Genomic DNA, 26,665 nt, shown 5'->3' on the forward strand with positions numbered 1-26,665 from the left:
CAATCCCGGCTTGCCGGCGATCTTTTCCAGCTACCCCGTCGGGGTTCCGCCGCGGCGTCCGGGGTGGGGCGGCAACGCCGGCGCGCGTTCCCGGTCCGTGGTCAGCAGCCACACCAGGGCGAACAGCACCGACGCCGGCGCCACCGTCAGCAGCCGGCCCATGGCGCGCGGAAGCTCGCCGGTCAACCCGTGGTCTCTGCCATCTGGTTGGCGACACGCAGCAGATCCTCGTCCGTGTCGTCCCCGCCGAGCGTGTAGGCGACGCGGCCGGACTGCCAATAGACCAGGCGCAGCCCGTCGCGTTCGATCGCCTTCGGCGTGGTGCTCACCTCGTCCTCCTCGGTGACGACGAACAGGGTGATCAACTCGCCGTCGTTCTCGCGGTAGGCGATCTGCAGGGCGGTGCCCTCGTCCCAGGGCACCAGATCGGAGCCGAGATACTGCAGGCCGGCGGCGGCGCGGGGCAGCGTCACCAAGCGCCCGGCGGTCGCCGCCAGCGCCGCCGCCTGACGCGCCTGCAGGGCCGGGTCGGGCGCGACGACGGGCTGGACGGGGCCGGCCATGCGCGAGCGCACCGCCAGCGTGTGGTGGGCCTCGGCCGCCTCGTCGGCGAACAGGGGGACGCCGTCGCTCGCGAGATCCGCGGCGCGGGGCTCCGCCCAGTCCCGCAGGCCCCAGCCGCCGGCCAGCATCAGCGAGGCGGCGATGGCGGTTCCCACCCGGCGCAGCGCCGCCCGCCACAGCAGGCGCCGATAGAGGCGCTGCTCCAGGGCGGCGCCGGCGGGCGGCGTGGCGGCGGTGAGCCGGTCCAGCCCGGCGCGGATCTCGCGGTTGAGCCGGTGGTACTGGCGCAGCCGCGCCGCCTCGGCCGGATTGGCCTCGAGCCAGGCCTCGACGTCGGGCAGGCGGGCGGGATCGATCAGGCCGTCGACGTAGGCGTGCAGATCGTCTTCGGTGGGAATTCGGTCGTTCGTCCGGGACATCGATTCACCTCACCACGCGCAGCTTCGCCGGTCCGGAGTCCCGGTCGGTGGCCTTGCGCAACGCTTCGCGGCCGCGCGCCAGGCGGGACATCAGCGTACCGATGGGAATGTTCAGCATGGCCGCAGCCTCCTGGTAGGTCTGTCCTTCCAGGGCGACCAGCACAAGGGCCTGGCGCTGTTCGACGGGCAGGTCGAAGAGCGCGTCCATGGTCCGCTGCAGCTCCACCTGTTCGGGCTGCGCCGCCGGCACGGTGTCGTCGGCGTAGTCCTCCAGCATCGACGCGGCGCGGGCACGCACCTGGTAGCGGCGGGCGCTGGAGGCGTGGACGTGGTGCAGGATGCCGAACAGCCAGCGCCGCAGGTCGGCCTCCTGGCGGAAGCCGCCGGCGCCGGCGATGGCGCGCACCAGAGTCTCCTGGACGAGGTCTTCGGCGTCGTCGCGGTTGCGGACCAGCGCCAGCGCGTATCTCCGCAGGTTCCGCAGGTGCTCCGACAGGTCGTTTTTCAGGTTGAACATCGCGCCAGGCGGTACAGGGGATGCGGGTCCGGCCGGCGGAACCCGTTCCCGCCACCGCCCGTCCCATCTTGGTGCGACGCCCGGCGCCTAATCCCGGCGCCCGAAAATAGTTTCAGGGCGGGGCGGGCCGCCACGGCGGCCGTGCCGCCCGTCTGCCGGCGGTCAGATGGACAGGCGCTTGAACAGCGGCTCGGGGATGCTGCGGATGACGGTCATGATTCCATACCAGAACCATGGGAAGTACACCACCTCCCGGCCGCGCTTGGCGGCCGCCCAGCAGGCGGCGGCGCAGGACTCGGGCGAGGCGGCGAGGGGCACCTTCAGGCCCCAGGTCATCGCCGTGTCGAGGAATCCCGGCTTGACCGTCGTCACCGTCACGCCCTTGCGGAACAGGCGTGCCCGCAGGCCCTGGGCATAGGCGTGGAGGCCGGCCTTGGCGGAGCCGTAGATGTGGTTGGGCAGGCGCCCGCGGTCGCCGGCGACGGAGCCGAGGACCACCACCCGGCCGCACCCCTGCGCTTCCAGCAGCGGCGCCAGATGGCCGAGCACCGAGACGGCGCCGACGTAGGTGGCCTGGACGCAGGACAGCGCCAGGGCGACGTCGCGCTCCATCGCCGCCTGCTCCGGCATCAGGCCGAAGGCGAGGAACACGTTGAGGGTGCCGGGCGCCGCGGCGCGGGCCCGCGCCGCGAAGGCGGCGTGGGAGGCGGTGTCGGCGGCGTCGAACGGCAGGGCCTCGGCCGGCACGCCGCAGCGGGTGGCGAGGTCGGCGGCGGTGCGTTCCAGGTCGTCGCGGTCGCGGCCGGCCAGCAGGACCGCACAGCCCTGGCGGGCGGCGACCCGCGCGAAGGCGCGGGCGACGGCCGACGAGGCGCCGAGGATCAGCCAGGTTTCCGCGGTCATGCCCGGTCCCCGCCGTGGATGCGCAGGCGCCGCGCCATGTCGGACGACAGCCGGCGGTCGGGATCGACGGTCGCGAGCACGGCGCGGAACTCCTCCAGGCGCGGGTACATGGCGGCCAGCCCCTCGGCCGACAGCGCGCTGTCCTTGGCGAGGTAGATCCGTCCGCCATGGTCGCGCGTCAGCCGCTCCAGGGTCGTCAGCAGGTCCGCCACGCCGGCGCGGTGCGGCAGGTCGAGGGCCAGCGTGACGCCGCGCATGGGGAAGGAGAGCATGCCGCGCCCCGTCCCGCCGAGCGTCTTCAGCACCGCCAGGAAGGAGGCGGCGCGCGCCCCGGCGATCGCCTCCAGGAGGCGGCGGATGCCGGTCGGCGCCTCGGCGTCGGGCAGCACGCACTGGAACTGGTGGAAGCCGCGCCGGCCGTAGATGCGGTTCCATTCGTGGATGGCGTCGAGCGGGTAGAAGAACGTCTCCATCGGCACCGTCCGCTCACGCCCGGCGGCCGGCACGCGGCGCCGGTAGACGGCGTTGAAGGCGGCCACCGACAGCGGGTTCAGGGCCAGCGAGGGGAAGTCGACGGGCACCCGCCGGGCGGTCCGCGGCGCCAGTTCGGCGGCGACGCCGTCCGCCACCTCGCCGGTCTCGAGGATGCCGCGTCCCAGCGCGCCGCCGCGGGCCAGGGCGTCGATCCAGCCGACCGAATAGGTGGCGGTCTCCCGCGCCTCGGCGAAGGCGGCGAGGAAGGCATCGAGATCGGCGATGCGCCGCTCGCGCATGCGGATCCAGCGCGACGCCGCCGGCACCAGCCGCACACCGGCTTCCAGCACCAGCCCGGTCAGACCGCAGCCGCCGACGGTGGCGGCGAACAGGGCGGGATCGCCGTCCGGCGTCACCCGGCGCACCTCGCCCGAGGGCAGCAGCAGCGCCAGCCAGGCGAGATGGTCGCCGAAGCTGCCGATCCGGTCGTGGTTCTTGCCGTGCACGTCGTTGGCGATGGCGCCGCCGACCGTGGCGAAGGCGGTGCCCGGGGTGACCGGCACCATCCAGCCCCGCGGCAGGAACGTCGCCATCAGGTCGGCGAAGGTGACGCCGGCCTCGCAGGTGGCGACGCCGCTGGCCGGGTCGAAGGCGGTGATGCGGTCGAGGCGCTCCATCAGCACGACGCGGCCGGCCCCGTTCACCGCCTGGTCGCCGTAGCTGCGCCCGCGGCCGCGGGCCAGGACCGTGGCACCGGCCGCGCGGGCGTCGGCGACCGACGACGCCACCTCGGCCAGCCGCTCGGGCCGGGCGGCGGGGGCGGTGGCCGGCGCGGTGCGGCCCCAGCCGGCCAGGGTCAGGGTGTGCCAGCGGCTCATGCCGGGACGCTCCGTCGGGCGGTGCCGCGCAGGGCGAAGGGCAGCGCGGCGAAGCCGACCACCACGGCGAACCACAGGGTGGTGAGGCGGATCACCGCGGTGGCCGCCAGCGCCGTCGCCGGGTCGGTCCCGGTGGCAACCAGCAGGGCGACCATCGTCGCCTCGGTGCCGCCGAGCCCTCCCGGCAGCATGGAGACGGCGCCGACCAGCATGGAGAAGGCGAAGATGAAGACGCTCTCGGCCAGGGTGGTGCCGGTGCCGAAGGCGGTCAGCAGCCAGTGGAAGGCCAGGCTCTCCGCCAGCCAGCCGAGGCAGCCGAGGACCAGGGTGGTCAGGAACAGGCGCGGCGCGAAGAGGCGGACGTTGCGCCGCAGCGCCGTCCGCGCCCCGGCGAACAGCCGGGCGCCGCGCCGGCCGAGCAGGCGGAAGGCGACGCCGACCAGCGCCTCCAGCGCCGCCGGCCGCATCAGCGCGGCGTTGCCGGCCACCAGGCCGGCGAGCAGGACGGCGCCGATCCAGGCCTGGTCGGCGAACACGGCGAAGCCGACCAGGCAGAGGGCGGCCACCGAGTTGGCGTCGGCGACGCGGTCGCCGATCAGCAGCGGCGCCGAGCGGGTGTAGGGCACGCCGTGGCGCTTCTCCAGCAGCCACAGGCGCAACGCCTCGCCGATCTTGCCGGGGGTGGCGGTGAGGGCGAAGCCGGCGGCGAAGTAGAGCGCGGTGCGGACCGGCGGGACATGGATGCCGAGCCGCTCCTCGAAGAGGCGCCAGCGCAGGGTCCGCAGGGCGTAGTTGACCAGCGACAGGCCGAGCATGCCGCCGACCACCGCCGGGTCGAGCCGCGACACCGGGCCCACCACCTCGTCCCAGCCGGCCAGCACTCCGGCCAGGGCGAAGGCGGCGACCGACACGGCCACCGTCGCCACCGTCAGGTGCTCGGCGCGCGTCAGGGCGGCGCGGGAAAAGGCCGGCAAGGCGGGAATCCTTCTCAGAGATAGATCAGGGCGGCGAAGGTGGCGATCCAGCCGAGGATGGTCGCCACCATGAAGGGATCGCTGACGGCGATGCGCGTCGGCGAGCCCGACCGCTCCTCGACCAGCGTCAGTTGCAGATAGCGGAACACCCCGGCGACGACGAACGGGATGGTCAGGTACAGCCGGCTCGTCTCCATGCGCAGCACGACGTCGTCGTCGGTCGTGTAGATGATGTAGGAGACGACGAGGGCGGCCACGACCACCGTGAAGGCGGTGTCGAGGAACGGCTTGTTGTAGCCGTCGAGCGCCTTGCGGTGGCTGGCGCCGAGGTCGCGGACGAGGTCGTCGCGCCGCTTGGCCAGCGCCAGGAACAGGGCCAGCAGGAAGGTGCAGACGAGGATCCAGACGCTGGGCGTGATCGCCACCACCACCGCCCCGGCCTCGACCCGCATGACGAAGCCGACGGCGATGATCAGCACGTCGAGGATGGCGACGTGCTTCAGGCGCAGCGAATAGCCCAGGTTGAGCATGAGATAGGCGGCGGCGAAGGCCATGAACGCCGGCGCCAGCAGGAACGCGCCGCCGAGCCCGGCCGCCAGCAGCGCCGCCATGGCGGCGAAGGCGAGCGCCGGCGACACCAGCCCGGCGGCGATCGGCCGCAGGCGCTTGGTGGGGTGGCTGCGGTCGGCCTCGCGGTCGACGTAGTCGTTGACGATGTAGACCGCGCTCGCCACCAGGCAGAAGCACAGCGCCGCCAGCACCGCCCGCACCACCGACCCGGTCGACACCGCCGACGGGGTGAAGAACAGCGGAGCGAGGACGAAGCCGTTCTTGATCCACTGGTGCGGCCGCATCAGGCGCGCCAGGGCGAGCACGCGCCGGCCCGCGGACACGGGATGCCGTTCCGTGAGACCGACCGGCTCGGCGTCGGGCCGATGGGCCTCTGCGGTTTGATCGACCATGACGGGGCAACGCGGTGATGGGCACAGTCGCGTGTCGACCTACAGCATATCGCCCGGGCGGTAAAGGGGATACGTACGCCCCGGCCGGGCGGCCGGGGCGGCGAGGTCAGGGGGGCCCGCCGGGGGTGTGGTCGGTCGACCGGGTCACCGTCTCCCAGGCGGCGATCTCGGCGCCGAGGGCGTCGAGCTTCCGCCGGACCAGGGTCAGGGCGTCGGTGCCGAGCAGCAGGTGCATCGGCGGGGCGTCGGCCTCGACGATCCGGAGCAGGGCTTGCGCCGCCTTGGCGGGATCGCCGGCCTGGCGGCCGCTCTTTTCCTCCCGCGCCTTGCGGATGGGATCGAACAGCGCATCGTAGTCGGCGATGCTGCGGGCGGTCCGGATCATCGACCGCCCCGCCCAGTCGGTGCGGAACGAGCCGGGCGCGACGGCGGTGACCTTGATGCCGAAGCCGGCCACCTCCTGCGCCAGGGCCTCGGAGATCCCTTCCAGCGCGAACTTGCTGCCGCAGTAGTAGGCGATGCCCGGCATGGTGATGAAGCCGCCCATCGAGGTGATGTTGACGATGTGGCCGCGGCGTCGTGCGCGCATGCCGGGAAGCACCGCCTTGATCATCGCGACGGCGCCGAACACGTTGACCTCGAACTGGCGGCGCAGCTCCTCGATCGGCGATTCCTCCAGCGTCCCTTCGTGGCCGTAGCCGGCGTTGTTGACCAGCACGTCGATGGGGCCGAGATCCCGTTCCACGCCGGCCACCGCCGGCCCGATCGCCGCGGCGTCGGTGACGTCGAGGAGAACGGCGCCGGCGCGGCTCGGGTCGAGGGCGGCGAAGGCGTCGCGGTCGGTCCCGTTGCGCACCGTGCCGGCGACTCGGTGGCCGGCGGCCAGGGCCGCTTCCGCGAAGGCCCGGCCGAAGCCCGAACTGGCGCCGGTGATCAGGAAAGTCCGGCTCGTGGATTCGTTCATGCCGATGATCCCGTCAATGTCGATGATGGCGCGACGCCGCTCCTCCTGCGGTCCGGCGTCGGCCGGCTCGGACTCTAGCGGGACCCAATTCATTGGACTATCGTCCAGATACCGAACGCGTTCATTGGGTTTGGAGGCATAATGCGAGGGCACGAGTTCGCGGACCTCCGCGCCTTTGCGGTGATCGCCGAGCAGGGCAGCTTCGCCCGTGCGGCCGCCCAGCTCAGAATTTCGCCGTCCACGCTCAGCCAGACCATCCGCGAACTCGAAGCGCGGCTGGGCGTACGGCTGCTCAACCGCACCACCCGGAGCCTCTCGCTGACCGAGGCCGGCACCCGCCTGCTGGCGCGCTTCAGGCCGGCCATGGAGGAGATGGAAGCGGCGGTGGAGGACATCGCCAGCCTCCGCGGCACGCCGGCGGGCACGGTCCGGCTGCATCTGCCGCGTCCGGCGTGCGCGTTCCTGGTGGAACCGCTGCTCGGGCGCTTTCGCGAGCGCTATCCCGACGTCGTCCTGGAACTGGCGATCGACGATGCGGTGACCGACATCGTGAAGGCGGGCTTCGACGCCGGCATCACCCTCGGGGAACTCCTAGACAAGGATATGATCGCCGTTCCGCTGGGCGGCGACCTCCGCCAGCTGGCCGTGGCATCGCCGGACTATCTGGCCCGCCATGGCCGGCCGGCGACCCCGGCCGATCTCCACGGCCACCGCTGCATCAACTGGCGCAAGCCGGGCAGCGGCAAGCTGTACAACTGGGAATTCCAGCAGGACGGCCGCTGGATCGCCGTCGCCGTGGACGGTCCGCTGATCGTGTCCCACCGCGACGTCGCCCTGGAGGCCGCGGCGCAGGGTGTCGGCATCGCCTTCGCCTACTGGTCCGACCGATGGCTGCGCCCGCTCATCGAGGCGGGTCGGCTGGTCCCGGTCCTGGAGGAATTCTCGCCGGTCTTTCCGGGCTGGCACCTCTACTATCCGAAACTTCGCCACACCCCGGCGGCCGTCCATGCGCTGATCGACTTCCTGCGCCGGACCGTCGGCCCGTCCGCCGCGTGACGCGGGCGCGCCCCGGCTGGCGGAACGGTCACGCGCTGGGTATGGTCGCGCCGATGCGACCACCACGTCCGGGCGTCTCCGCCATGTCCGCCAGTTCCGCGACCGCCACCGCCGGCACCGTCCCCCTCGCGAGCCCGTCCGCCGTACCGCGCTGGAGCGGTTGGGCGATACTCGCCGCCGCCCTTGCCCTGTCCTACGCCCGGGCGCCCTGGCTCTTCGCCCATCCCCGGCTGGTGGCCGAGGACGGCTGGTTCCTGTCGCGGGCGGCGGAGATCGACGGGCTCGGCACGCTGCTCATGCTGCACTACCGCGGCTACTTCCAGCTCTTCAACAACCTGGTCGCCTTCCTCTCCTTCGAACTGGCGCAGGCGGACCTGCCGGAGGCGGTGCCCTACCTGATGGAGGGGGCGGCCCTGCTCGTCCATCTCCTGCCGGTGGCCATCATCGCCTTCGCCGGTGCCAGCTACGCCCGGCCGCCGGCGGTGCGCGCGGCGATGGCGCTGGGCGTCCTGGTGGTCCTGCCGCAGAACGAGGTGTGGCTGACGCCGATGATGTCCCATTTCCCGCTGGGGCTCGCGGCCTTCCTGGTCCTCCTCGACCGCGACCGGCCGGGCCGCGGCAAGGCGCTGGCCTACAACGGCGTGCTCGCCTTCGCGGTGCTGACCGGGCCGCCGGCCGCCCTGCTGGCGCCCGCCTTCGTCGTCAAGGCGCTGCTCGACCGGCGGCGGGACGTCATCGTCAACGCCGCGGTCGTCGTCGCCGGGCTGGCGGCGCAGATGCTCGCCATGAAGCTGTCGGGCAGCGCGGTGGTGCAGCCGGCCGCCGTGCCGCTGGCCGACAAGCTGCTGCTGGTGCCGGCGGCGCTGTTCTTCAAGTCGGTGCTCACGCCGACCCTCGGCTACGCCATGGCGAACGACGTGCTGTCCGCCCTGACCGGCGCACTCGGTCCGCGGGGCGCGGCGGCGGTCGCGGCGGCGGCGATGGCCGCCCTCGTCCTCGCCCTCGGCCGGCTGTTCGGCTGGCGCGCCCACGGCACCACCATCCTGCTGACCGGGCTGGCGGCCGGCGTCGTCGCCGCCGCCGCCATCGTGTCGGCGCCGGTGGACCCGACCGTCTACCTGCCGTCCTTCAACGCCTCGCGCTATTTCTACCAGACCAGCGCCATGCTGCTGTGCGCGCTCACCGCCATGGCGGCACCCCGGCTCCGCGACGCTCTCCCGGCGGGCCGGCGGGCGGTCGCCGCGGCGTGCGCCGTCGCCGTCGGGCTGCCGCTGCTGACCGGCCTATGGCATCTCGGGACCGGCATCGCCCGCAGCGGCCCGGACTGGGCCGCCCAGGTCGCCGCCTGGCGGGCCGGCACCGGCACCTGCTGCGTGTCGGTGTGGCCGGGGGCGGAATGGTACGCCATCTTCCTGCCGGACTACCGGAGCTGCGTCGAGGGCCGCCTCGACCTCCACGGCCTGGGGGCCGGCGACGGCGGCACCATGGCGGAGCGACTCGCCCGGCTGCGCGCCCGCTACGGCATCCAGTCGTGGGACCGGGTCCAGCTGCACAACCACCTGTGCCTGACGCCGCAGCCGAAATAGAGCAAGATCGCTTTTGGTCGATCCGGCCAAAAGCGATCCCGCTCGGGCGCCGCCGCCCGGGTGGGTGCGGCGAGTCGCCCGGGGGGAGGTCCGCCATCCGGCCGGACCGGGCGGGGTACACCGCCTCCGCCGCCGCCGCCGCGCAGGGGCGGCTTGGCAGTGGGCCGGCCGACCGGCATAACGGGGCGCAGCACTTCCCATCCTCGACGGACGCGGGACGCGACATGACTCAGGACATCGTTCTGGTGACGGGCGGGGCCGGCTACATCGGCAGCCACGCCGTCCTGGCGTTGCGGGCCGCCGGCGTCGGCGCGGTCGTGCTGGACGACCTGTCGGCCGGGCGGCGCGGTGCCGTTCCGGACGACGTGCCGTTCGTCCGGGGCGATGCCGGCGACGGCGAGCTGGTGGCCTCGGTGATCGCGCGCCACGGCGTCGGCGCGGTCATGCACTTCGCCGGCTCCATCATCGTGCCGGAGTCGGTGGAGAAGCCGCTCGCCTACTACCGCAACAACACCGTCAACAGCCACGCCCTGATCGAGACGGCGGTGCGGTGCGGCGTCGACCGGTTCGTCTTCTCCTCGACGGCGGCCGTGTACGGCATGCCCGAGACGCTGCCGGTGACCGAGGAGGCGCCGACCCGGCCGATCAACCCGTACGGCGCCTCCAAGCTGATGACCGAGACGATGCTGCGGGACGCCGCGGCGGCGTACGGGCTGCGCTACGGCATCCTGCGCTACTTCAACGTCGCCGGGGCGGATCCGCAGGGGCGGTCGGGGCAGTCCGGCACGGTGGCGACCCACCTCATCAAGATCGCCGCGCAGGTGGCGACGGGGCAGCGGGCCGGCATGACGGTGTTCGGCGACGACTACGACACGCCGGACGGCACCTGCGTGCGCGACTACATCCACGTGAGCGACCTCGCCGAGGCCCACGTCCTGCTGATCCGCCATCTCGCCGCCGGCGCCGCCGGGGTCACCCTGAACTGCGGCTACGGCCGCGGCTATTCCGTGCGCGAGGTGCTGGCCGCCGTCGAGCGCGCCGCCGGACGGCCGCTGCCGGTGCGGATCGGTCCGCGCCGTCCCGGCGACCCGCCGGCGCTGGTGGCGGGGGCGGACCGCATCCGCGAGGTGCTGGGCTGGCGGCCGCGCCACGCCGACCTCGACGGGATCGTCCGCAGCGCCCTGGAGTGGGAGCGGCGGACATCCGCGGCTGGCGGGTGACGCGTGTCGGGCCGGGGGCGGCCGTCAGCCCTGTGCTGAACCCGACCGGATCGCCGGCGGAGCCGCTGCCGGGACGGCCTCACCGTGCCGCCATGGCGCGGCGCCAGCCCTCCTCGTACTGGCCGGCGATGGTGGCGGTGGCGAAGCGGGCGCGCACCTCGGGAGCGGCGTCCCGCGCCTTGGCGGCGAACTCCGGCAGGGCCGCCTGCCAGCGGGCGAAGCCCTGGGCCAGGGCCTCGGCGTCGTCGGGCGGCACGGTGAAGCCGCTGCCGTAGTCCTCCAGCACCGCGCGGATGTCGCCGACGTCGGTGGCGAACACCGGCACGCCCATGGCCATCGCCTCCAGCATGGCGATGGGCAGCCCCTCGTAGCGCGACGAGACGACCAGCCCGGCCAGCAGCGGATAGACCTGGGTCAGGTCGTTGCAGAAGGGGATGCGCTGCACGTTGGCGAGGCCGTGCCCGGCGACGAACGCCTCGCACGCGCCGGCCAGCTCGCCGTCGCCGATCAGCACGAAACGGTCGTCGGAGCCGGCGGCGGCGGCGCGGCGGGCCAGCTCCAGAAAGTTGAGCGGCGCCTTCTGGTCGGTCAGGCGGCCGATGAAGGCGAAGCAGCGACGGTCGGCGGGGATGCCGGTCAGGGCGGAGAGCCGCGCCTTCTCCGCCGCGTCGGCCGGCGGCCGGTCGAAGCGCGGGGCGTCGATGGCGGAGTAGATCAGGTCGATGCGCGCCGGGTCCATGCCCAGGCGCTCGACGAACACGGTGCGGATGCGCCGGGTGATGGCGATGAAGCGGTCGAAGGATTGGATGCCGGGGTCGGGATAGTGGGCGATCCAGCCGACGTCGGTGTCGTAGACCTGCTGGTCGACGATGCCGGCGTCGCGGAACAGCTCGCGCAACGCCGCCGCGTGGTGGACCAGCCAGGGGGAGCCGTTGCAGATCCACACCACGTCCGGCCGGTGGGTGCGCGCCACCGCCGCCATCAGGGCGAGGTGGTCGGCGTTCTCCGCCACCTCGGCGAGGTCGTAGACGGGGGCCAGCGGCACCGCCTGGTGGTGCAGGCTGCCCTGGCGCGTCGCCAGCCGTTCGCTGGTCGCCATCACGAAGTCCCAGCGGCCGCGCAGGCTGCGCACGATCTCCACGGTGTTGCGCTCGACGCCGCCGACCGCCAGGAAGATCGGCAGCACCAGCACGGTCCGCCCGTTCGCCGCGGCGGCCAGCGGCAGGGCTCCTCCCGCCGTGGCGCGCGGCGCCGGCACCGCGGGGGCGCCGCCCAGGCCGATCCAGGCGCCGTCCCACTGCGGCGCGGCATGGCCCAGCGCCGCGCCCAGGCTCGTCGCCGTCGTCCCGGCCGGGGCCGGCAGCAGGCGCATCAGGCGGCCGGTGAGCGGCCGTGCCGGCGCGCGCCCCTCCAGGAACACCGGGGCGGCGTCCGCCGCGACCACCGCCTGGTCGGCCAGTGCCCCGGCGAGCGCCAGCGCCGGTGCCTCGTCGAGGGTGCGGCTGATCAGCAGGAAGTCGAGATCGCGGTGCAGCACCGCCAGGACGACGTTGCGCAGCTCGCGCTCGCCCAGCGCCGTGGCGCCCGAGCGCGGGGCGTAGACGTAGCGGCAGCCCCGGGCGGCGGCCTCGCCGGCGTGGGCCAGCGGCACCAGCATGGCGGGGGCGAGCGCCGCCAGCCGTTCGGCGAGGCCGGGCGCGTCGGCCGGCGCGACGATGCCGATGGCGGGCAGGGCGGCGGTGGCCGCAGTGGCGGAGGGCACCGCCGGCAGGGGTGCCGGGCCGGCGAGACGGCGGTACAGGCGGCGCAGGACGCGCTCGGCCGACGCGCCGCCGGGCGCCCGCGCCAGGACGCGGCGGACGAGCGGCTTCAGGGACTCCAGCATGCGGGCAAGGGCGGCGGTTGTCGGGGACGGGCGGGACGAGGCAAACTTAATAGACCGCCGGGCGGCCGACTGGTAGAGGAGATTGCCCCTGCGGCAGCGGGCGCCGCATCAGCGGAGGGAACAGCATGCGGACCATGAAGTGCGTCGTCCTCGGCGGCGGCGGGTTCATCGGCACCAACCTGTGCCGGCACCTGCGCGACCGCGTGGGCGAACTGCGCGCCTTCGGCCGCCGCCGCTCCTTTCCCGACGCGCTGAAGGGGGTGGCCTGGTACGAGGGCGGCTTCTCCGACACGGCGGCGCTGGCCACCGCGCTGGAGGGCTGCGACACCGTCTTCCATCTCATCAGCGCCTCGACCCCGGCCTCGGCCAACCTCGACCCGGCCCAGGACCTCCAGGCCAACGTGGCGGCGACCCTGCACCTCCTGGAGATGTGCCGCACCGGCACGGTCGGCCGCGTCGTCTTCGTCTCCTCCGGCGGCACCGTCTACGGCGTGCCGCGCACCGTGCCGACGCCGGAGACCGCCGCCACCGACCCGATCGCCGCCTACGGCATCGGCAAGCTGGCGGTGGAGAAGTACCTGGAGCTCTACCGGCACCTGCACCGGCTCGACCACCGCATCCTGCGCGTCGCCAACCCCTTCGGTCCCTACCAGACGGCGCACAAGCACCAGGGCGTGGTCGCCGCCTTCCTGCGCCGCGCCCTGGCCGGCCAGCCCGTGGAGATCTGGGGGACCGGCGACGTGGTGCGCGACTACGTCTACGTCGACGACGTGGTGGAGGCCCTGGCCCTCGCCGCCGTCCACGACGGCGGCGAGCGGCTGTTCAACATCGGCTCCGGCGAGGGCCGCAGCCTGGCGCAGATCGTCGCCGACCTCGGCACGGTGATCGGCCGGCCGCTGGAGGCGGTGCACCATCCCGCCCGCCCGGTCGACGTGCCGGTCAGCGTCCTCGACATCGCCCGCGCCCGCTCCGGCCTCGGCTGGACGCCGCGCACCGACTGGCACGACGGCCTGCGCCGCACCTGGGACTGGCTGCGCGCCGTCGCGCTGGAGTGATGCCGGAAAGCGAAGGAAGGGCGACGCGCGCCGTCAGGTGACGAAGCGCTGCCGGAAATAGGCGATGGTGCGCGCCAGCCCCTCGTCCAGGGGCACCTGCGGCTCCCAGTCCAGCAGCGCCTTGGCCCGCGCGATGTCCGGGCGGCGCTGCTTCGGGTCGTCCTGGGGCAGCTCCTTGTGGACGATGGGCGAGGACGACCCGGTCAGCCGCAGCACCTTCTCGGCCAGTTCCAGCATGGTGAACTCGCCGGGGTTGCCGATGTTGAGGGGGCCGGTGTGCTCGGCGCCCGTGTCCATGAAGCGCAGCATGCCCTCGACCAGGTCGTCGACGTAGCAGAAGGAGCGGGTCTGCGAGCCGTCGCCGTAGATGGTGATGGGCTCGCCGCGCAGCGCCTGCATGATGAAGTTGGACACCACGCGGCCGTCGTTGGGGTGCATGCGCGGGCCGTAGGTGTTGAAGATCCGCACCACCTTGATGGGCAGGCCGTGCTGGCGGTGGTAGTCGAAGAACAGCGTCTCGGCGCAGCGCTTGCCCTCGTCGTAGCAGGCGCGCGGGCCGATCGCGTTGACGTGCCCCCAGTAGTCCTCCGGCTGCGGGTGCACCGACGGGTCGCCGTAGACCTCGCTGGTGGAGGCCTGGAGGATCTTCGCGTTCAGGCGCTTGGCGAGACCCAGCATGTTGATGGCGCCGTGGACCGAGGTCTTGGTGGTCTGCACCGGGTCGTGCTGGTAGTGCACCGGCGAGGCCGGGCAGGCGAGGTTGTAGATCTCGTCCACCTCGACGTAGAGCGGGAACGTCACGTCGTGGCGCATCGTCTCGAACAGCCGGTTGTCGAGGAGATGGGCGACGTTCTGCCGCGACCCCGTGAAGTAGTTGTCGACGCACAGCACCTCGCAGCCGCGGGCGAGCAGGCGCTCGCAGAGGTGCGAGCCGAGGAAGCCGGCGCCGCCGGTCACCATGACCCGCTTGCCGTAGCCGCGCAGGGCGGTCATGCCGTCACCGTAGGGCATCGCCGGCGGCGCTCAGGCCGCCGCCCCGCCGGCCGCCCCCGGGGGGCGGCCGATCGAGGTGTAGCGGAAGCCGGCCGCCGCCATCTCGCCCGGGTTGTAGATGTTGCGCAGGTCGACCATCACCGGCGCCTTGAGCAGCCTCTTCACCCGCTTGAGGTCGAGCGCCCGGAACTCGTTCCATTCGGTGATGATGGCGACGCAGTCGGCCCCTTCCAGGGCGGCGTAGGCGTCGTCGCACCAGACGACGCCGTCCATCAGCCTCTTCGCCTCGTGCATGCCGGCAGGGTCGAAGGCGCGCACCGTCGCCCCCGCCTTCTGCAGCGCCGGCACGATGTCGAGCGCCGGGGCGTCGCGCATGTCGTCGGTGTTCGGCTTGAAGGTCACGCCCAGCACCGCCACCGTCTTGCCCGCCACCGAGCCGCCGCAGGCGGCGACGACGCGCTCGGCCATCTGGCGCTTGCGCTTGTCGTTGATGTCGACCACCGTCTCGACGATGCGCACCGGGCTCTCGTGCTGCTGGGCGGTGCGCACCAGGGCCAGCGTGTCCTTGGGGAAGCAGGAGCCGCCGTAGCCCGGGCCGGCGTGCAGGAACTTGCGGCCGATGCGGCCGTCGAGGCCCATGCCGCGGGCGACGTCGTGGACGTTGGCGCCCACCTTCTCGCAGAGGTCGGCGATCTCGTTGATGAAGGTGATCTTCACCGCCAGGAAGGCGTTGGCGGCGTACTTGATGAGCTCGGCCGTCTCCAGCTCCGTCATGACGATCGGCGTCTCGATCAGGTAGAGCGGCCGGTAGAGGCCGCGCATCACCTCCTGGGCGCGCGGCGAGGTGGTGCCGATGACCACGCGGTCGGGCCGCATGAAGTCGCCGATGGCCGAGCCCTCGCGCAGGAACTCCGGGTTGGAGGCGACGTCGAACTCGGCGTCGGGACGGTTCTCGCGGATGATGCGGGCCACCTCCCGGCCGGTGCCGACCGGCACCGTCGACTTGGTGACGATCACCGTGTAGTGGTCGAGGTGGCGGGCGATCTCCGCCGCCGCACCGTAGACATAGGACAGGTCGGCGTGGCCGTCGCCGCGGCGCGACGGGGTGCCGACGGCGATGAACACGGCGTCGACCCCCGCCATCGCCTCGCCCAGATCGGTGGTGAAGGACAGGCGTCCGGCCGCCACGTTGCGCGCCACCAGGTCGTCCAGCCCGGGCTCGTAGATCGGGATCTCGCCGCGCTGCAGCCGCTCGATCTTGCCGGCATCCTTGTCGACGCAGCAGACGTGGACGCCGAACTCGGAGAAGCAGGCGCCGGACACCAGTCCCACGTAGCCCGTGCCGATCATCGCAATGCGCATGCTAACGTCTCCGCGCCTCTGTCATGGGGGGTTGCAGGAGCGATCTCAGACGGCCCGCTGGGCCGCCCAGGGCAGCGCGCGGGCCAGGGGAAAGGCGTCGCCGAGGATCTCGTTGCGGGCGGCCCGGTGCAGGTGCCGGGTGGCGCGCTCGAGGATGTGGCGGTAGGCGTCGGTCAGGTTGGCGTCCGGCCGGCCCCAGGCCTGCACGAAGCCTTCGAGATAGGCGAGCTCGAACACGCCGCGCAGCAGGTCGTCGTGCCAGTGCTGGGAGCCGATGCGGTGCTCGACCTCCAAGAGGCGGGCCCAGGCCTTCAGCCCGTCGGCCACCGCCATCAGGTCGGCGAGGTCGCGGTCGTCGCCGGCGCCGGCACTGTCCAGCACCCGCACGAGCGAGGCGATGCCCAGCAGCTCGCCGACTTCCCCGTGCTGGTCCAGGAACACCTTGGCCATGCGCCCGCAATTGGCCTGGCGGCCGATGAAGCCGGCCACGGTGTAGGCGTGGTGGTGGGTGCCGACGGAGGCCGGGGTGTAGAAGAGCTGCAGCCCGCCCGGTCCCTTGGCGAGGCGGTAGGCGAACTCGATGTCCTCGAAGCCGTAGAGGGTGTAGCCGTGGCTGAAGCCGTCCCGCTCCCAGTCGGCGACGACCGCCCGCTTGACCGAGACGTTGGCGGTGTAGAAGAAGCGGAAGTCCAGGAAGCTGTAGGGCGTGAAGTCGGCGTAGCCGAACTGCTCGCCGCCCTTGCCCTGGATGTGCGCCATGACGAAGTTGACGTCGGCCTGCGGCCGGTCGGGCCACACCACCTTGCCGAGGACGCCGAAGCCGGGGTCCGGGTTGGCGGCGTGCAGTTCGGCGTGGACGCGCAGGAAATCGGCGTTGAGCGGCTGGATGTCGTCGCCCAGGAACAGCAGCACCGGGTGGCGCGCCAGACCGGCGCCGACGTTGCGGGCCTGGCCGGGGCCGCCGTTGGGGATGCTCTTCCAGGTCAGGTTCGGCAGGCGCCGCGCCAGCTCGGCCAGGCGCGCCGGGGTGTCGTCGGTCGAGCCGTCGTCGATGACGACGAACTCGTGCTCCAGGCCGGCGCCGGTGCGCGCCACCGCCTCCACGGTCTCCGCGAGCAGCGCGCCCCGGTTGTAGGTCGGGATGACGATCGACAGCGGCGCCAGCCGGCCGGCGCGGACGGTGCCGCTCTGCGGGGCGGGGGCGGGTGGGGCGGCCGGTCGGGCGTCGAGTGGCATCGCGAACGGTGAAGCTGCGGGTCGGAAGCGCGCGGATGCTATCGCCCGCCCCTGGTCAAGGCAAGCGGCCATTCGGCGAGCGCCGGCCGGGGGTGGTGCGCCTCAGAACACCTGCGGTACCCAGTTCTGCTTCGACTTCCGGGGGCGCTGGTAGCCGTCGTCGCTCTGGCGCGGCGGCAGCTCCATCTGCGTCGGCGCCAGATCCTTGTAGGGGATCTGGTGCAGCAGGTGCCAGATGCAGTTGAGCCGGGCGCGCTTCTTGTTGTCGGCGTCGACGATGTACCAGGGGGTCAGCGGCCGGTCGGTGTGCTCCAGCATGACGTCCTTGGCCTTCGAATACTCCACCCAGTGCTTGCGGGATTCCAGGTCCATCGGGCTGAGCTTCCAGCGTTTGATGGGGTTCTGCATGCGTTCGGCGAAGCGCTTCTCCTGCACCTCGTCGCTCACCGAGAACCAGTACTTCACCAGGACGATGCCGGAGCGCACCAGCATCTCCTCGAACAGGGGGCAGGCGCGCAGGAATTCCTGGTACTCGTCCTCGGTGCAGAAGCCCATCACCCGCTCGACGCCGGCCCGGTTGTACCAGGACCGGTCGAACAGCACGATCTCGCCGGGGGCGGGGAGCTGGGCGACGTAGCGCTGGAAATACCACTGGCCACGCTCCCGCTCGGTCGGCGTGCCGAGCGCGACGACGCGGCAGACCCGCGGGTTCAGGCTTTCGGTGATGCGCTTGATGACGCCGCCCTTGCCGGCGGCGTCGCGCCCCTCGAAGATCACCACCACCTTCAGGCCCTGGATGCGCACCCATTCCTGCAGCTTGATGAGCTCGAACTGCAGGCGTGCCAGCTCGTCGACGTACTTGTAGGACTTGCCCGGCTCCGCCAGCGGCTTGGCGTCGCCCAGAACGTGCCAGTGCGATTCGATCCTGGTCACCTCGCGGGCGTCCCGCAGCAGCTCGCCGCCCGGGGCGGGCGCGGCCCCGGCGGTCTTCTTCCCGGCCTTTCCCGTGTCCTTGGTCTTGGCGGGCCGCGGGGGGGTGTCGTCCATGGTGCGCTCTCCGGTGCGTGGCGTTGGCGGACTCCGGACGCTAAGCGGCGGCGTCACGGACATGCAACCGCCGTGTGCCGGGGGTGACGATTTCGCGCACGCACCATCCGACGTCCAACGATTGTCCCAGCCGCCGCCGGCGTCCGTCAACGCCCGATTAACCCGCGGGGGCGTAGCGTTGGCGTCCTTTGTCGCGTTTCGGGACGGTCGGGCGGTGGCGCGGGTCGAGAAGAGATCGGGATGGCTGGGCCTGCGGAACCGGCTGCTGCTGCTCGTCCTGGCGGTGCTCATGCCGGTCGCCGCGCTGGTCGTGCTCGAGACGCAGCAGCAGCGCCGCACGACGATCGCCGCCGCCCAGCAGGAGAGCCTGGAACTGGCCCGCATCGCCGCCCTGCAGCAGCGGGAGAAGACGGAGCAGATGCTGGCGATGATGCGCGCCGTGGGCGAGCGCATCGCCGGCCTGCCGCCGGAGACCTGTGCCGAGCGGCTGCGCGACGTCACGGCGACGCAGGCGTGGGTCGTCAGCGTCGTCGTGGCGCGCCCGGACGGCGTCGTCCTCTGCTCGTCGCGGACGGGCACCGCCCCGCTGTCCATCGCCGACCGGGCCCATTTCCAGGCGGCGCTGGACCGCAAGGCGCTGGCGTTCAGCGGCTACATCGTCGGACGGATAGCGGCCAAGCCGTTGCTGGCGATGGCCGAACCGGTGCTGGACGCCGACGGGAAGGTGGTGGCGGTGGTCGCCGCCGGGCTCGACCTCGGCTGGCTCGGCCGGCTCGCCCGGCAGGTGACGGAGGGCACCAAGGATTTCGCGCTGGTGGTCGACGGCGACGGCACCGTGCTGGCCCGCTATCCCGACGCCGACGACGGGATGGTCGGCCGGCCGGTGGCCAGCCATCCCTTCGTCGCCGCCATGCTGGCGGCCGACGAGGGGCGGATCGACGGCGCCGATCCCGACGGCACCGAACGGCTGGCCGGCTTCGCGACGCTGGGGCCCAGCGGCGCCAGGATCGCCGTCGGCGTCGCCAAGGACGCGCTGCTCACCGCCGTCGACGCCCAGTTCCGCCGCAACGTCGGCCTGCTGGCCGCCCTGACGGTCCTCGCCTTCGCCATCGGCTGGGTCGGCGTCGAGCTGTCGGTGATCCGCTGGGTGGCCGGGCTGCGCGGCACCGTCGACCGGCTGGCCGCCGGCGACCGCGCGGCGCGGGCGGCGGGGCCGCGGGGAAACAACGAGTTCGCGGTCCTCGCCGGTGCCTTCAACGCCATGGCCGATCGCCTCGACGCCGCCTACGCCGACCTGGCCGGCCGCGAGTCGCGCTTCCGCGACCTCACCGAGGTGTCGACCGACTGGTACTGGGAGACCGGACCGGACCATCGCGTCACCGCCGTCTCGACCGGGCTGCGGGCGCTCGGCGTGGAGCCGCAGGCCCTGATCGGGCGGCGCTGGGAGGAGATCACCGGCGACGCCGACCCGACCGGCTCCTGGACGGCCTTCCGGGACGGCGCCGGCGTGCGCCAGCCGTTCCGCGACGTGGTGACGCGGCTGTTCGACGCCGGCGGGCGGGTGCGCCACATCGCCCTGTCGGGCCGGCCGGTCGCCGGGCCGGACGGCGCCTTCGCCGGATACCGCGGCGTCGGCCGCGACATCACCGCCATGGTCGCCGCCGAAACCGCGCTCAAGGAGAGCGAGGCGCGCTTCCGCGTGCTGGCCGACAACGCCTCCGACGTGATCGCCCTGCACGCCGCCGACGGCGCGTTCCTCTACGTCTCGCCGTCGAGCCACGCCGTGCTCGGCTGCGCTCCGGACACCCTGGTGGGCCGCTCGCCGCTCGACCTGGTCCTCGCCGAGGACCGTCCCCTGCTGCGCGCCATGCACCGGCAGCTGATCGCGTTCGGCAGCTGCGAGCCGGCGACCTACCGCATCCAGCGGGCGGACGGCGGCTGGATCTGGGTGCAGACCGCGTGCACGCTGGTGGGCGGTCCCGACGCGTGGCCGCGCATCGTCACCAGCTCGCGCGACCTGACCGAGCGGGTGCGCCACGAATGCGAGCTGCGGGCCGCCCACGACAGCCTCGAGGAGCAGGCCGCACGGATGGCGGCCCTGGCGGAAGACGTCGACCACGCCCGCGAGATGGCCGAAACCGCCAGCACCGCCAAGTCCGAGTTCCTCGCCAACGTCAGCCACGAGATCCGCACGCCGATGAACGGCGTCATCGGCATGACGGCGCTGCTCCTCGACACGCCGCTCGACGCGGAGCAGCGCGCGTGCGCCGAGTCGATCCGCGACAGCGCCGAATCGCTGCTCGGCATCATCAACGACATCCTCGACGTCTCCAAGCTGGAGTCCGGCCGCGTCGACCTGGAGGAGATCGACTTCGCCCTCGACGAGATGGTGGACGCCGTCGTCGCCCTCCTGGCGCCGAAGGCGCACGAGAAGGGGCTGGAGATCGGCGCCCTGGTGGCGCCCGAGGCGCAGGGGGCCTACCGCGGCGACCCGACCCGGCTGCGCCAGGTGCTCCTCAACCTGGCGGGCAACGCGGTGAAGTTCACCGCCCACGGCACGGTCGCCATCGAGGCCGGCATCGACGGCGAGGACGCCGACGGCGGGGTGCGGCTGCGCATCGCCGTGAACGACACCGGGATCGGCATGGACGCCGCCCAGACGGCCCGCCTCTTCACCAAGTTCACCCAGGCCGACAGCTCGATCACCCGCCGCTTCGGCGGCACCGGCCTGGGCCTCGCCATCTGCCGCGAGCTGGTCACCCTGATGGGCGGCGACATCGCCGTCGTCAGCGAGCCGGGGCGGGGCAGCAGCTTCGTCTTCCGGGTGCGCCTGCGCCGCGCCGCCGACCCGCTGATCGGCCGCACCGCCCTGCCGGACCAGCTGCGCGGGCTGCGGGCCCTGGTCGTCGACGATGGCGAGCTGAACCGCCGCATCCTGCAACGCCATCTCGGCGCCTTCGGCATGACGGTCACGCTGGCCGCCGGCGCCGGCGAGGCCCTGGCGGAGCTCGACCGCGCCTGGCGGTCCGCGGCGCCGCCCGACCTGGTCCTCATCGACCATCGCATGCCGGGCATGGACGGGGTGACCCTGGCGTCGTGGATCCGCCACCACGTCCAGTTCGCCGAGACCAAGCTGATGCTGGCCAGTTCGGCGGGCGGCCCGGACGCGGCGCAGTCCGTCCTGTTCGACGGCGTCGTCGCCAAGCCGCTGCGCCAGCCGGTGCTGCTGGAGGCGCTGACGCACGTCTTCGGCGGCCAGGTCGCCCCCGGCGCCCCGGCCCGGGTCGCCGCCGTCCCGGCGGTCCCGGCGGCGGGCGGGCGCCGCGTGCTGGTGGTCGAGGACAACCAGATCAACCAGCGCATCGCCGTGGTGATGCTGGAACGGGCCGGCTACCGCGTCGCCGTGGTCGAGGACGGGGCGCGGGCGGTCGAGCAGGTGCTCGCCCATCCCTTCGACCCCGGGCCCTTCGACCTCGTGCTCATGGACGTGCACATGCCGGTGATGGACGGGCTCGAGGCGACCCGGCGCATCCGCGCCGCTGAAACCGGGCGCCGCACGCCGATCGTCGCCATGACCGCCAACGCCATGCAGGGCATGCGCGAGGAGTACCTGGAGATCGGCATGGACGACTACGTCGCCAAGCCCTTCGCCCGCGACGCCTTCCTCGCCACGGTGGCACGCTGGACGGAGGCGGCCGGCGAGCCGCCGCTGCTCGACGAATCGGTGCTCGCCGCCCTGGACGCGCTGGGCGCGGGCGACGAGATGACGCTCGTGATCGGGGGCTTCCTCAAGCAGGGCCGGGACTGCCTGCGGCGGATCGACGAGCTGGCGGCGGCCGGCGCGCACGCCGAGCTCGCGGAGCAGGCGCACCAGCTGGTGTCCGCCGCCGGCAATCTCGGCCTGCGCCGGATGCAGGCGCTGGCGGAGTCGCTGGAGCGGGCGTGCCGCAGCGGCGACGGCCGGACGGCCGGTGCGCTGGCCGCCCGGCTGCAGGCGGCCGGCCCGCCGAGCTGGGCGGCGCTGGAGCGGCGTTGCGTCGCCACGGCCGCCGAGTGAGGCGTCGAGCAGACCGGAACGACACGGCGGCGATTCCGGGACATCGGACACGGACCGGCGGGCAAGGGCGGCGCATGCCGCCCGCCCGCCGCACAAGCGAGGGATGATCGGGCACGCCATGGCGAACAGCACCGACGGAACGTTCGAGGCAAACGGAACGTTCGAGAAGGATCTCGCCGACCTGGCGGACCTGTACCACGGCACGCTGCGCGGCAAGGCCGACGCCATCGCCGCCGCGTGGCCGCCGGCCCGCGACGGCGACGGCGCCGCCGTCGCCGCGCTGGTCGCGCTGGTCCATGCCGTCGCCGGCTCCGCCGAAACCTTCGGTTACGACGACGTGTCGACCTTCGCCGGGACGGCGGAGCGGCTGCTGCGCGGATCGCTCGGCGAGGACGGCCGCATCGCGGCGGGCCGCGTCGATGCGGTTTCGGTGGTGCTGACGGCCCTGCAGGACGCGATCGACGCCGGGCTGCGGCGCCGCCCGGCCGTCGGCCTGACGGTGAAGGGCGGCGTGCCGCCGCAGATGGCGACCACCGTCTTCCTGATCGACGACGACGAGCCGCTGGCCCGCTGGCTGGCCGAGGCGACCGAGCCGTTCGGTTACCGGCTGCGCTGCTTCCCGACGCCCGAGGCGGCGGTGGAGGCGGCCGGGCGCGAACGCCCCGAGGCGGTCATCCTCGACCTCGGCCTGTACGGCGCCGGTCCGCCGGGCGACGCGGCGGCCGGCTTCGGGCCGGACGTGCCGGTGGTCTTCCTCACCGGCCGCGCCGACTTCGCCGGGCGCCTGGCGGCGGTGCGCGCGGGGTGCGCCGGTTATCTGGTGAAGCCGGTGGACGGGCTCGACCTCGTCCATGTGCTGGACGAGCTGACGGGGCGCCGCGAGGCGGAGCCCTACCGCGTCCTCATCGTCGACGACGACCGGGCGGTGCCCGAGATCTTCGCGCTGGCGCTGCGCCGTGCCGGGATGGAGGCGACCGTGCTGAACCGGCCCGAAGGCATCCTCGAGGCGATGGCCGAGGTGTCGCCCGACCTGGTCCTGCTCGACATGTACATGCCCGGCTGCAACGGGGTGGAGATCGCCCAGGTGCTGCGCCAGCACCGCCGCTTCCTCGCCACGCCGATCGTGTTCCTGTCGCGCGAGGGGGACCGCGACCTGCAGCTTGTCGCCATGCGCCCCGGCGTCGACGACTTCCTGACCAAGCCGATCGGCGCCGGCCACCTGGTGGACGCGGTGCTGCTGCGCGCCGAGCGGGGCCGGGCGCTGCGCGCCGCCATGCAGTCCGACAGCCTGACCGGCCTGCTCAACCACGCCCATTTCAAGCAGCGCTTGGCCGGCGAACTGGTGCGGGCGCGCCGCGTCGGCGCCCCGCTGTCGGTGGCGCTGATCGATCTCGACCATTTCAAGCAGGTCAACGACCGCTACGGGCACCTCGCCGGCGACCGGGTCATCCGCACCCTGTCGCGCCTGCTGAGCCGGCGGCTGCGGCGGACGGACGTGGTCGGCCGCTACGGCGGCGAGGAGTTCGCGGTGCTGCTGCCGGACACCCACGAGGCGACCGCCGTCATGGTGCTGGACGACGTGCGCGAGGCCTTCGCGCGGATCGTCTTCACGGAGGGCGAGGCGTCCTTCTCCGTCACCCTCAGCGGCGGCGTCTCCGCCTACGGCGAGGCGTCGACGGCGACGGCCGCCAGCCTGCTCGCGCGCGCCGACGCCGCGCTCTACGCCGCCAAGGACGCCGGGCGCAACCGCATCCTGCGGCCGCCGCAGCCGGCGGCGTGACGGCTCACCGGGTGGCGCACAGGGCGCGCACCTGGTCGGCCAGGGTGGCGGGGCTGAACGGCTTGGCGATCACCCCGGCCGCCCCCATGGCCCGGTAGCGGGCGGCGTCCGCGGCGTCGGGGTTGGCGGTGACGAACGCCACCGGCAGCGCCGCCAGGTCGGGATCGGCGCGCAGCGCCGCCAGCACGGTCGGGCCGTCGCATCCCGGCATGTGGACGTCGAGCAGCACCAGGTCCGGCCGGAGCGCCTGCGCCGCCGCGACCGCGGCGGCCCCGTCCCGGCACGCATCGACGGCGAAGCCGCCGTGCCGGCCGAGGACGAGCCGGACGAGCGCCTGCAGCAGCGGATCGTCGTCGACGTAGAGGACGCGGATGGGGGTATCGGTCGTGTGACTTCCACTCATCGGCTGGCCCCAAACTGAAGGGGTTGGACGATAGCTCATGGGATGCCGCCTCGCCTCATCGAAACTCGGCCGGCCGACGGCCGGTCCTCCCCGCCCCCGCCCCCGCCCCTCGGGTCGCCGGCGGCGCTTTCCATGGCAGCGGGCGGGGCGCTGGTATAGGATGCGCGCCGCCGCTTCCGGCGATGTGCCGGTGCCGCGGCCGTTGCATGGGACAGGCCGTCAGTGACCGATTCGGATCAGACCACCCGCATCCTCGTCGTCGGCGCCAGCGGCCAGGTGGCCCGCGAACTGGCGCGGGCGCCGCTGCCCGCCGGGATCTCCCTGCGCGGCGTCGGCCGGCCCGAGCTCGACATCGCCGACCGCGCCGCGGTGCACGCCGGGATCGCCCGCTCGGGCGCCGCGGCGGTCGTCAACGCCGCCGCCTACACCGCCGTCGATCGTGCCGAGGCCGAGCCCGACGCGGCCTTCGCCGTCAACGCCAAGGGCCCCGGGTTCCTGGCCGAGGCGACCGCGGCGCTCGGGCTGCCGCTGGTCCACCTGTCGACCGACTACGTCTTCGACGGCAGCAAGCGCGGTCCCTACCGCGAGACGGATCCGGTGGCGCCGCTCGGCGTCTACGGCGCCAGCAAGGAGGCCGGGGAGCGCGCCGTGCGCGACGGCAACCCGCGCCACGTCATCCTGCGCACCGCGTGGGTCTACAGCCCGTTCGGCGGCAACTTCGTCAAGACCATGCTGCGGCTGGGGGCCGAGCGCGACGAGCTGCGCGTGGTCGCCGACCAGCGCGGCTGCCCGACCTCGGCCGGCGAGCTCGCCGCGGCGATCGTCGCCATTCTCGGCCGCGTCCTGGATCGGCCGGACGAGGCGCCGTGGGGAACCTACCACCTCGCCGGCGCCGGGGAGACCACCTGGCACGGCCTGGCGGAAGCGGTGTTCGACCGCGCCGCGCCGCGCCTCGGCCGGCGCCCCGCGGTGGTGCCGATCACCACCGCGGAGTACCCGACGCCCGCCCGCCGTCCCGCCAACTCGGTCCTCGACTGCACGCTCGCGGCGCAGCGCTTCGGCGTCCGGCTCCGCCCGTGGCGCGAGGCGCTGGCGACGGTGGTGGACGAGCTGCCGGTCGCCGCCGCACCGTGATCACCGTCGCCCATCTCATCACCGGCCTGCAGACCGGCGGTGCCGAGACGATGCTGGCCAAGCTGGTCCGCACCATGGACCGCCGGCGGTTCCGCAACGTCGTCATCGCCATGACCGGCGGCGGCAGCGTGGCCTCCGAGCTGGCGAACAGCGGCGTGCCGATCCTGTCGCTGCAGATGCGGCGCGGCGCCGCCGACCCGCGCGGCTTGGCCCGGCTCGTCCATCTGCTGCGCGACGAACGCCCCCATCTCCTGCAGACCTGGCTCTACCACGCCGACCTGATGGGCACCGTCGCCGGGCGGCTTGCCGGGGTGCCGCGGATCGTCTGGAACCTGCGCTGCTCCGACATGAACCGGCCGAACTACCGCTGGCTGTCACGCAACCTGCCGCTGCTGCTGGCGCGGCTGTCGGGCATGCCCGACGCGGTGGTCGTCAACTCCTCGGCCGGGCGGACCGTCCACGAAGGCTACGGTTACCGGCCGCGCCTCTGGCAGCTCATCCCCAACGGCTTCGACACCGACCGTTTCCGGCCGAACCCGGAGGCCGGGGCGTGGCTGCGGCAAAGCCTCGGCCTGCCGCCGGAGGCTGTCCTCATCGGCCTGCCGGCCCGCCTCGATCCCATGAAGGACCACCCCGGCTTCTTCGCCGCCGCCGCCGCGCTGGCGGCGCGGGAGCCGTCGGCGCGGTTCGTGCTGATCGGCGCCGGCCTGGAGGCGCGCAACGCCGCGGTGGCACGGATGGTCGGTGCCTGCGGCCTCGCCGACCGGGTCGCCCTGCTGGGCGAGCGGCGCGACATCGACCGCATCCTGCCCGGGCTCGACGTCGTCACCCTGTCCTCGGCCTTCGGCGAGGGCTTTCCCAACGTGCTTGGCGAAGCCATGGCGTGCGGCGTGCCGTGCGTCGCCACCGACGTCGGCGACGCCGCGGCGATCGTCGGCGACGCCGGGCTCGTCGTCGAGCCGCGCGACCCGGTGGCGCTCGCCGTCGCCTGGCAGCGGGTGCTGCGGCTGGGGCCGGAGGCCCGCGCCGCGCTCGGCGCCGCCGGCCGCACGCGGGTGCTGCGGCACTTCTCGCTGCCGGTGATCGCCGCCCGCTACGAGTCGTTCTACGGCGACCTCGCCGGGCCGGCCGCCGCCGCGGCGGCGCCGGCCCTGCCGGGATGCGCCTGAGGCCGGACGGGGAACCCGGCAACCTCT

Annotated in this window: 22 protein-coding genes; 8 read left to right on the plus strand and 14 right to left on the minus strand. The window is 73.5% G+C overall.

The window, feature by feature from the left end; genetic code table 11:
• Positions 1-30: 30 nt before the first annotated feature.
• The 8 genes from ACSBPG_RS02700 to ACSBPG_RS02735 form a co-directional block, all read right to left on the minus strand.
• Positions 31-186 (minus strand): hypothetical protein, encoded by a 156-nt coding sequence (locus ACSBPG_RS02700; protein WP_435535560.1) that lies wholly within the window; start codon positions 184-186, stop codon positions 31-33.
• On the minus strand, positions 183-983 hold the full coding sequence (locus ACSBPG_RS02705; protein ID WP_435535561.1) for an anti-sigma factor family protein: 801 nt from the start codon (positions 981-983) through the stop codon (positions 183-185). Before ACSBPG_RS02705 ends, ACSBPG_RS02700 begins: the two co-directional genes overlap by 4 nt.
• Positions 984-987: 4 nt before the next feature.
• Positions 988-1,500, minus strand: coding sequence for a sigma-70 family RNA polymerase sigma factor (locus ACSBPG_RS02710; RefSeq protein ID WP_435535562.1), 513 nt, complete (start codon positions 1,498-1,500; stop codon positions 988-990).
• A 162-nt stretch (positions 1,501-1,662) separates the two neighbouring features.
• Positions 1,663-2,403 (minus strand): SDR family NAD(P)-dependent oxidoreductase, encoded by a 741-nt coding sequence (locus ACSBPG_RS02715; protein WP_435535563.1) that lies wholly within the window; start codon positions 2,401-2,403, stop codon positions 1,663-1,665.
• Positions 2,400-3,755 (minus strand): FAD-binding protein, encoded by a 1,356-nt coding sequence (locus ACSBPG_RS02720; protein ID WP_435535564.1) that lies wholly within the window; start codon positions 3,753-3,755, stop codon positions 2,400-2,402. Before ACSBPG_RS02720 ends, ACSBPG_RS02715 begins: the two co-directional genes overlap by 4 nt.
• On the minus strand, positions 3,752-4,729 hold the full coding sequence (locus ACSBPG_RS02725; protein WP_435535565.1) for a lysylphosphatidylglycerol synthase transmembrane domain-containing protein: 978 nt from the start codon (positions 4,727-4,729) through the stop codon (positions 3,752-3,754). The genes ACSBPG_RS02720 and ACSBPG_RS02725 overlap by 4 nt, the downstream gene beginning before the upstream one ends.
• 14 nt (positions 4,730-4,743) lie before the next feature.
• Positions 4,744-5,622, minus strand: coding sequence for a decaprenyl-phosphate phosphoribosyltransferase (locus tag ACSBPG_RS02730; protein WP_435535566.1), 879 nt, complete (start codon positions 5,620-5,622; stop codon positions 4,744-4,746).
• 175 nt (positions 5,623-5,797) lie between these two features.
• Positions 5,798-6,655, minus strand: coding sequence for an oxidoreductase (locus ACSBPG_RS02735; protein ID WP_435535567.1), 858 nt, complete (start codon positions 6,653-6,655; stop codon positions 5,798-5,800).
• Positions 6,656-6,796: 141 nt separating this feature from the next.
• Between ACSBPG_RS02735 and ACSBPG_RS02740 the strand changes: the two genes are divergently transcribed.
• The 3 genes from ACSBPG_RS02740 to galE all read left to right on the plus strand — a co-directional run bounded on the left by ACSBPG_RS02740 (position 6,797) and on the right by galE (position 10,517).
• Positions 6,797-7,711 (plus strand): LysR family transcriptional regulator, encoded by a 915-nt coding sequence (locus tag ACSBPG_RS02740; protein ID WP_435535568.1) that lies wholly within the window; start codon positions 6,797-6,799, stop codon positions 7,709-7,711.
• An 83-nt stretch (positions 7,712-7,794) separates the two neighbouring features.
• The gene (locus ACSBPG_RS02745; RefSeq protein WP_435535569.1) at positions 7,795-9,297 is read left to right on the plus strand and encodes a hypothetical protein; all 1,503 of its coding nucleotides are present in this window, start codon (positions 7,795-7,797) and stop codon (positions 9,295-9,297) included.
• Positions 9,298-9,521: 224 nt separating this feature from the next.
• Positions 9,522-10,517: a UDP-glucose 4-epimerase GalE gene (gene galE / locus ACSBPG_RS02750; RefSeq protein ID WP_435535570.1), complete on the plus strand. Its 996-nt coding sequence runs from the start codon at positions 9,522-9,524 to the stop codon at positions 10,515-10,517.
• Between the two features lie 79 nt (positions 10,518-10,596).
• On the opposite strand, the gene ACSBPG_RS02755 is transcribed toward galE, so the two are convergent.
• Positions 10,597-12,402, minus strand: a complete 1,806-nt coding sequence (locus ACSBPG_RS02755; RefSeq protein ID WP_435535571.1) for a glycosyltransferase — start codon at positions 12,400-12,402, stop codon at positions 10,597-10,599.
• Positions 12,403-12,527: 125 nt separating this feature from the next.
• Here ACSBPG_RS02755 and ACSBPG_RS02760 point away from each other — a divergent pair, with 125 nt between their 5' ends.
• Complete coding sequence (locus ACSBPG_RS02760) at positions 12,528-13,457, plus strand: NAD-dependent epimerase/dehydratase family protein (protein WP_435535572.1); 930 nt, start codon at positions 12,528-12,530, stop codon at positions 13,455-13,457.
• 33 nt (positions 13,458-13,490) lie between these two features.
• On the opposite strand, the gene ACSBPG_RS02765 is transcribed toward ACSBPG_RS02760, so the two are convergent.
• The 4 genes from ACSBPG_RS02765 to ppk2 all read right to left on the minus strand — a co-directional run bounded on the left by ACSBPG_RS02765 (position 13,491) and on the right by ppk2 (position 18,095).
• A complete protein-coding gene (locus ACSBPG_RS02765) occupies positions 13,491-14,450 on the minus strand; it encodes a UDP-glucuronic acid decarboxylase family protein (protein WP_435535573.1) in 960 nt (319 codons plus the stop codon).
• Between the two features lie 30 nt (positions 14,451-14,480).
• On the minus strand, positions 14,481-15,812 hold the full coding sequence (locus ACSBPG_RS02770) for a UDP-glucose dehydrogenase family protein (protein WP_435535574.1): 1,332 nt from the start codon (positions 15,810-15,812) through the stop codon (positions 14,481-14,483).
• A 45-nt stretch (positions 15,813-15,857) separates the two neighbouring features.
• On the minus strand, positions 15,858-17,048 hold the full coding sequence (locus ACSBPG_RS02775; protein WP_435535575.1) for a glycosyltransferase family 2 protein: 1,191 nt from the start codon (positions 17,046-17,048) through the stop codon (positions 15,858-15,860).
• Positions 17,049-17,150: 102 nt separating this feature from the next.
• Positions 17,151-18,095, minus strand: a complete 945-nt coding sequence (gene ppk2 / locus ACSBPG_RS02780; RefSeq protein ID WP_435535576.1) for a polyphosphate kinase 2 — start codon at positions 18,093-18,095, stop codon at positions 17,151-17,153.
• A 214-nt stretch (positions 18,096-18,309) separates the two neighbouring features.
• Between ppk2 and ACSBPG_RS02785 the strand changes: the two genes are divergently transcribed.
• Positions 18,310-22,152: a response regulator gene (locus ACSBPG_RS02785; RefSeq protein ID WP_435535577.1), complete on the plus strand. Its 3,843-nt coding sequence runs from the start codon at positions 18,310-18,312 to the stop codon at positions 22,150-22,152.
• A gap of 118 nt (positions 22,153-22,270) precedes the next feature.
• On the plus strand, positions 22,271-23,932 hold the full coding sequence (locus ACSBPG_RS02790; protein ID WP_435535578.1) for a diguanylate cyclase: 1,662 nt from the start codon (positions 22,271-22,273) through the stop codon (positions 23,930-23,932).
• A gap of 4 nt (positions 23,933-23,936) precedes the next feature.
• Here the strand turns inward: ACSBPG_RS02790 and ACSBPG_RS02795 are convergent, their stop codons facing one another.
• A complete protein-coding gene (locus tag ACSBPG_RS02795) occupies positions 23,937-24,335 on the minus strand; it encodes a response regulator (protein ID WP_435535579.1) in 399 nt (132 codons plus the stop codon).
• 222 nt (positions 24,336-24,557) lie between these two features.
• Here ACSBPG_RS02795 and rfbD point away from each other — a divergent pair, with 222 nt between their 5' ends.
• Positions 24,558-25,469, plus strand: coding sequence for a dTDP-4-dehydrorhamnose reductase (gene rfbD, locus ACSBPG_RS02800; RefSeq protein WP_435535580.1), 912 nt, complete (start codon positions 24,558-24,560; stop codon positions 25,467-25,469).
• On the plus strand, positions 25,466-26,638 hold the full coding sequence (locus tag ACSBPG_RS02805) for a glycosyltransferase (RefSeq protein WP_435535581.1): 1,173 nt from the start codon (positions 25,466-25,468) through the stop codon (positions 26,636-26,638). Before rfbD ends, ACSBPG_RS02805 begins: the two co-directional genes overlap by 4 nt.
• Positions 26,639-26,665: the final 27 nt, after the last annotated feature.

This window comes from Azospirillum sp. ST 5-10, assembly GCF_051225715.1.
In the GTDB taxonomy this organism is placed as follows: domain Bacteria; phylum Pseudomonadota; class Alphaproteobacteria; order Azospirillales; family Azospirillaceae; genus Azospirillum.

What these genes read in the sequence shown, in the direction of transcription:
- ACSBPG_RS02705 (WP_435535561.1), bottom strand. Translation starts at nt 983, where the DNA reads ATGTCCCGGACGAACGACCGAATTCCCACCGAAGACGATCTGCACGCC.
- ACSBPG_RS02710 (WP_435535562.1), bottom strand. Translation starts at nt 1,500, where the DNA reads ATGTTCAACCTGAAAAACGACCTGTCGGAGCACCTGCGGAACCTGCGG.
- ACSBPG_RS02715 (WP_435535563.1), bottom strand. Translation starts at nt 2,403, where the DNA reads ATGACCGCGGAAACCTGGCTGATCCTCGGCGCCTCGTCGGCCGTCGCC.
- ACSBPG_RS02720 (WP_435535564.1), bottom strand. Translation starts at nt 3,755, where the DNA reads ATGAGCCGCTGGCACACCCTGACCCTGGCCGGCTGGGGCCGCACCGCG.
- ACSBPG_RS02735 (WP_435535567.1), bottom strand. Translation starts at nt 6,655, where the DNA reads ATGAACGAATCCACGAGCCGGACTTTCCTGATCACCGGCGCCAGTTCG.
- ACSBPG_RS02740 (WP_435535568.1), top strand. Translation starts at nt 6,797, where the DNA reads ATGCGAGGGCACGAGTTCGCGGACCTCCGCGCCTTTGCGGTGATCGCC.
- ACSBPG_RS02745 (WP_435535569.1), top strand. Translation starts at nt 7,795, where the DNA reads ATGTCCGCCAGTTCCGCGACCGCCACCGCCGGCACCGTCCCCCTCGCG.
- galE (WP_435535570.1), top strand. Translation starts at nt 9,522, where the DNA reads ATGACTCAGGACATCGTTCTGGTGACGGGCGGGGCCGGCTACATCGGC.
- ACSBPG_RS02755 (WP_435535571.1), bottom strand. Translation starts at nt 12,402, where the DNA reads ATGCTGGAGTCCCTGAAGCCGCTCGTCCGCCGCGTCCTGGCGCGGGCG.
- ACSBPG_RS02760 (WP_435535572.1), top strand. Translation starts at nt 12,528, where the DNA reads ATGCGGACCATGAAGTGCGTCGTCCTCGGCGGCGGCGGGTTCATCGGC.
- ACSBPG_RS02765 (WP_435535573.1), bottom strand. Translation starts at nt 14,450, where the DNA reads ATGACCGCCCTGCGCGGCTACGGCAAGCGGGTCATGGTGACCGGCGGC.
- ACSBPG_RS02770 (WP_435535574.1), bottom strand. Translation starts at nt 15,812, where the DNA reads ATGCGCATTGCGATGATCGGCACGGGCTACGTGGGACTGGTGTCCGGC.
- ACSBPG_RS02775 (WP_435535575.1), bottom strand. Translation starts at nt 17,048, where the DNA reads ATGCCACTCGACGCCCGACCGGCCGCCCCACCCGCCCCCGCCCCGCAG.
- ppk2 (WP_435535576.1), bottom strand. Translation starts at nt 18,095, where the DNA reads ATGGACGACACCCCCCCGCGGCCCGCCAAGACCAAGGACACGGGAAAG.
- ACSBPG_RS02790 (WP_435535578.1), top strand. Translation starts at nt 22,271, where the DNA reads ATGGCGAACAGCACCGACGGAACGTTCGAGGCAAACGGAACGTTCGAG.
- ACSBPG_RS02795 (WP_435535579.1), bottom strand. Translation starts at nt 24,335, where the DNA reads ATGAGTGGAAGTCACACGACCGATACCCCCATCCGCGTCCTCTACGTC.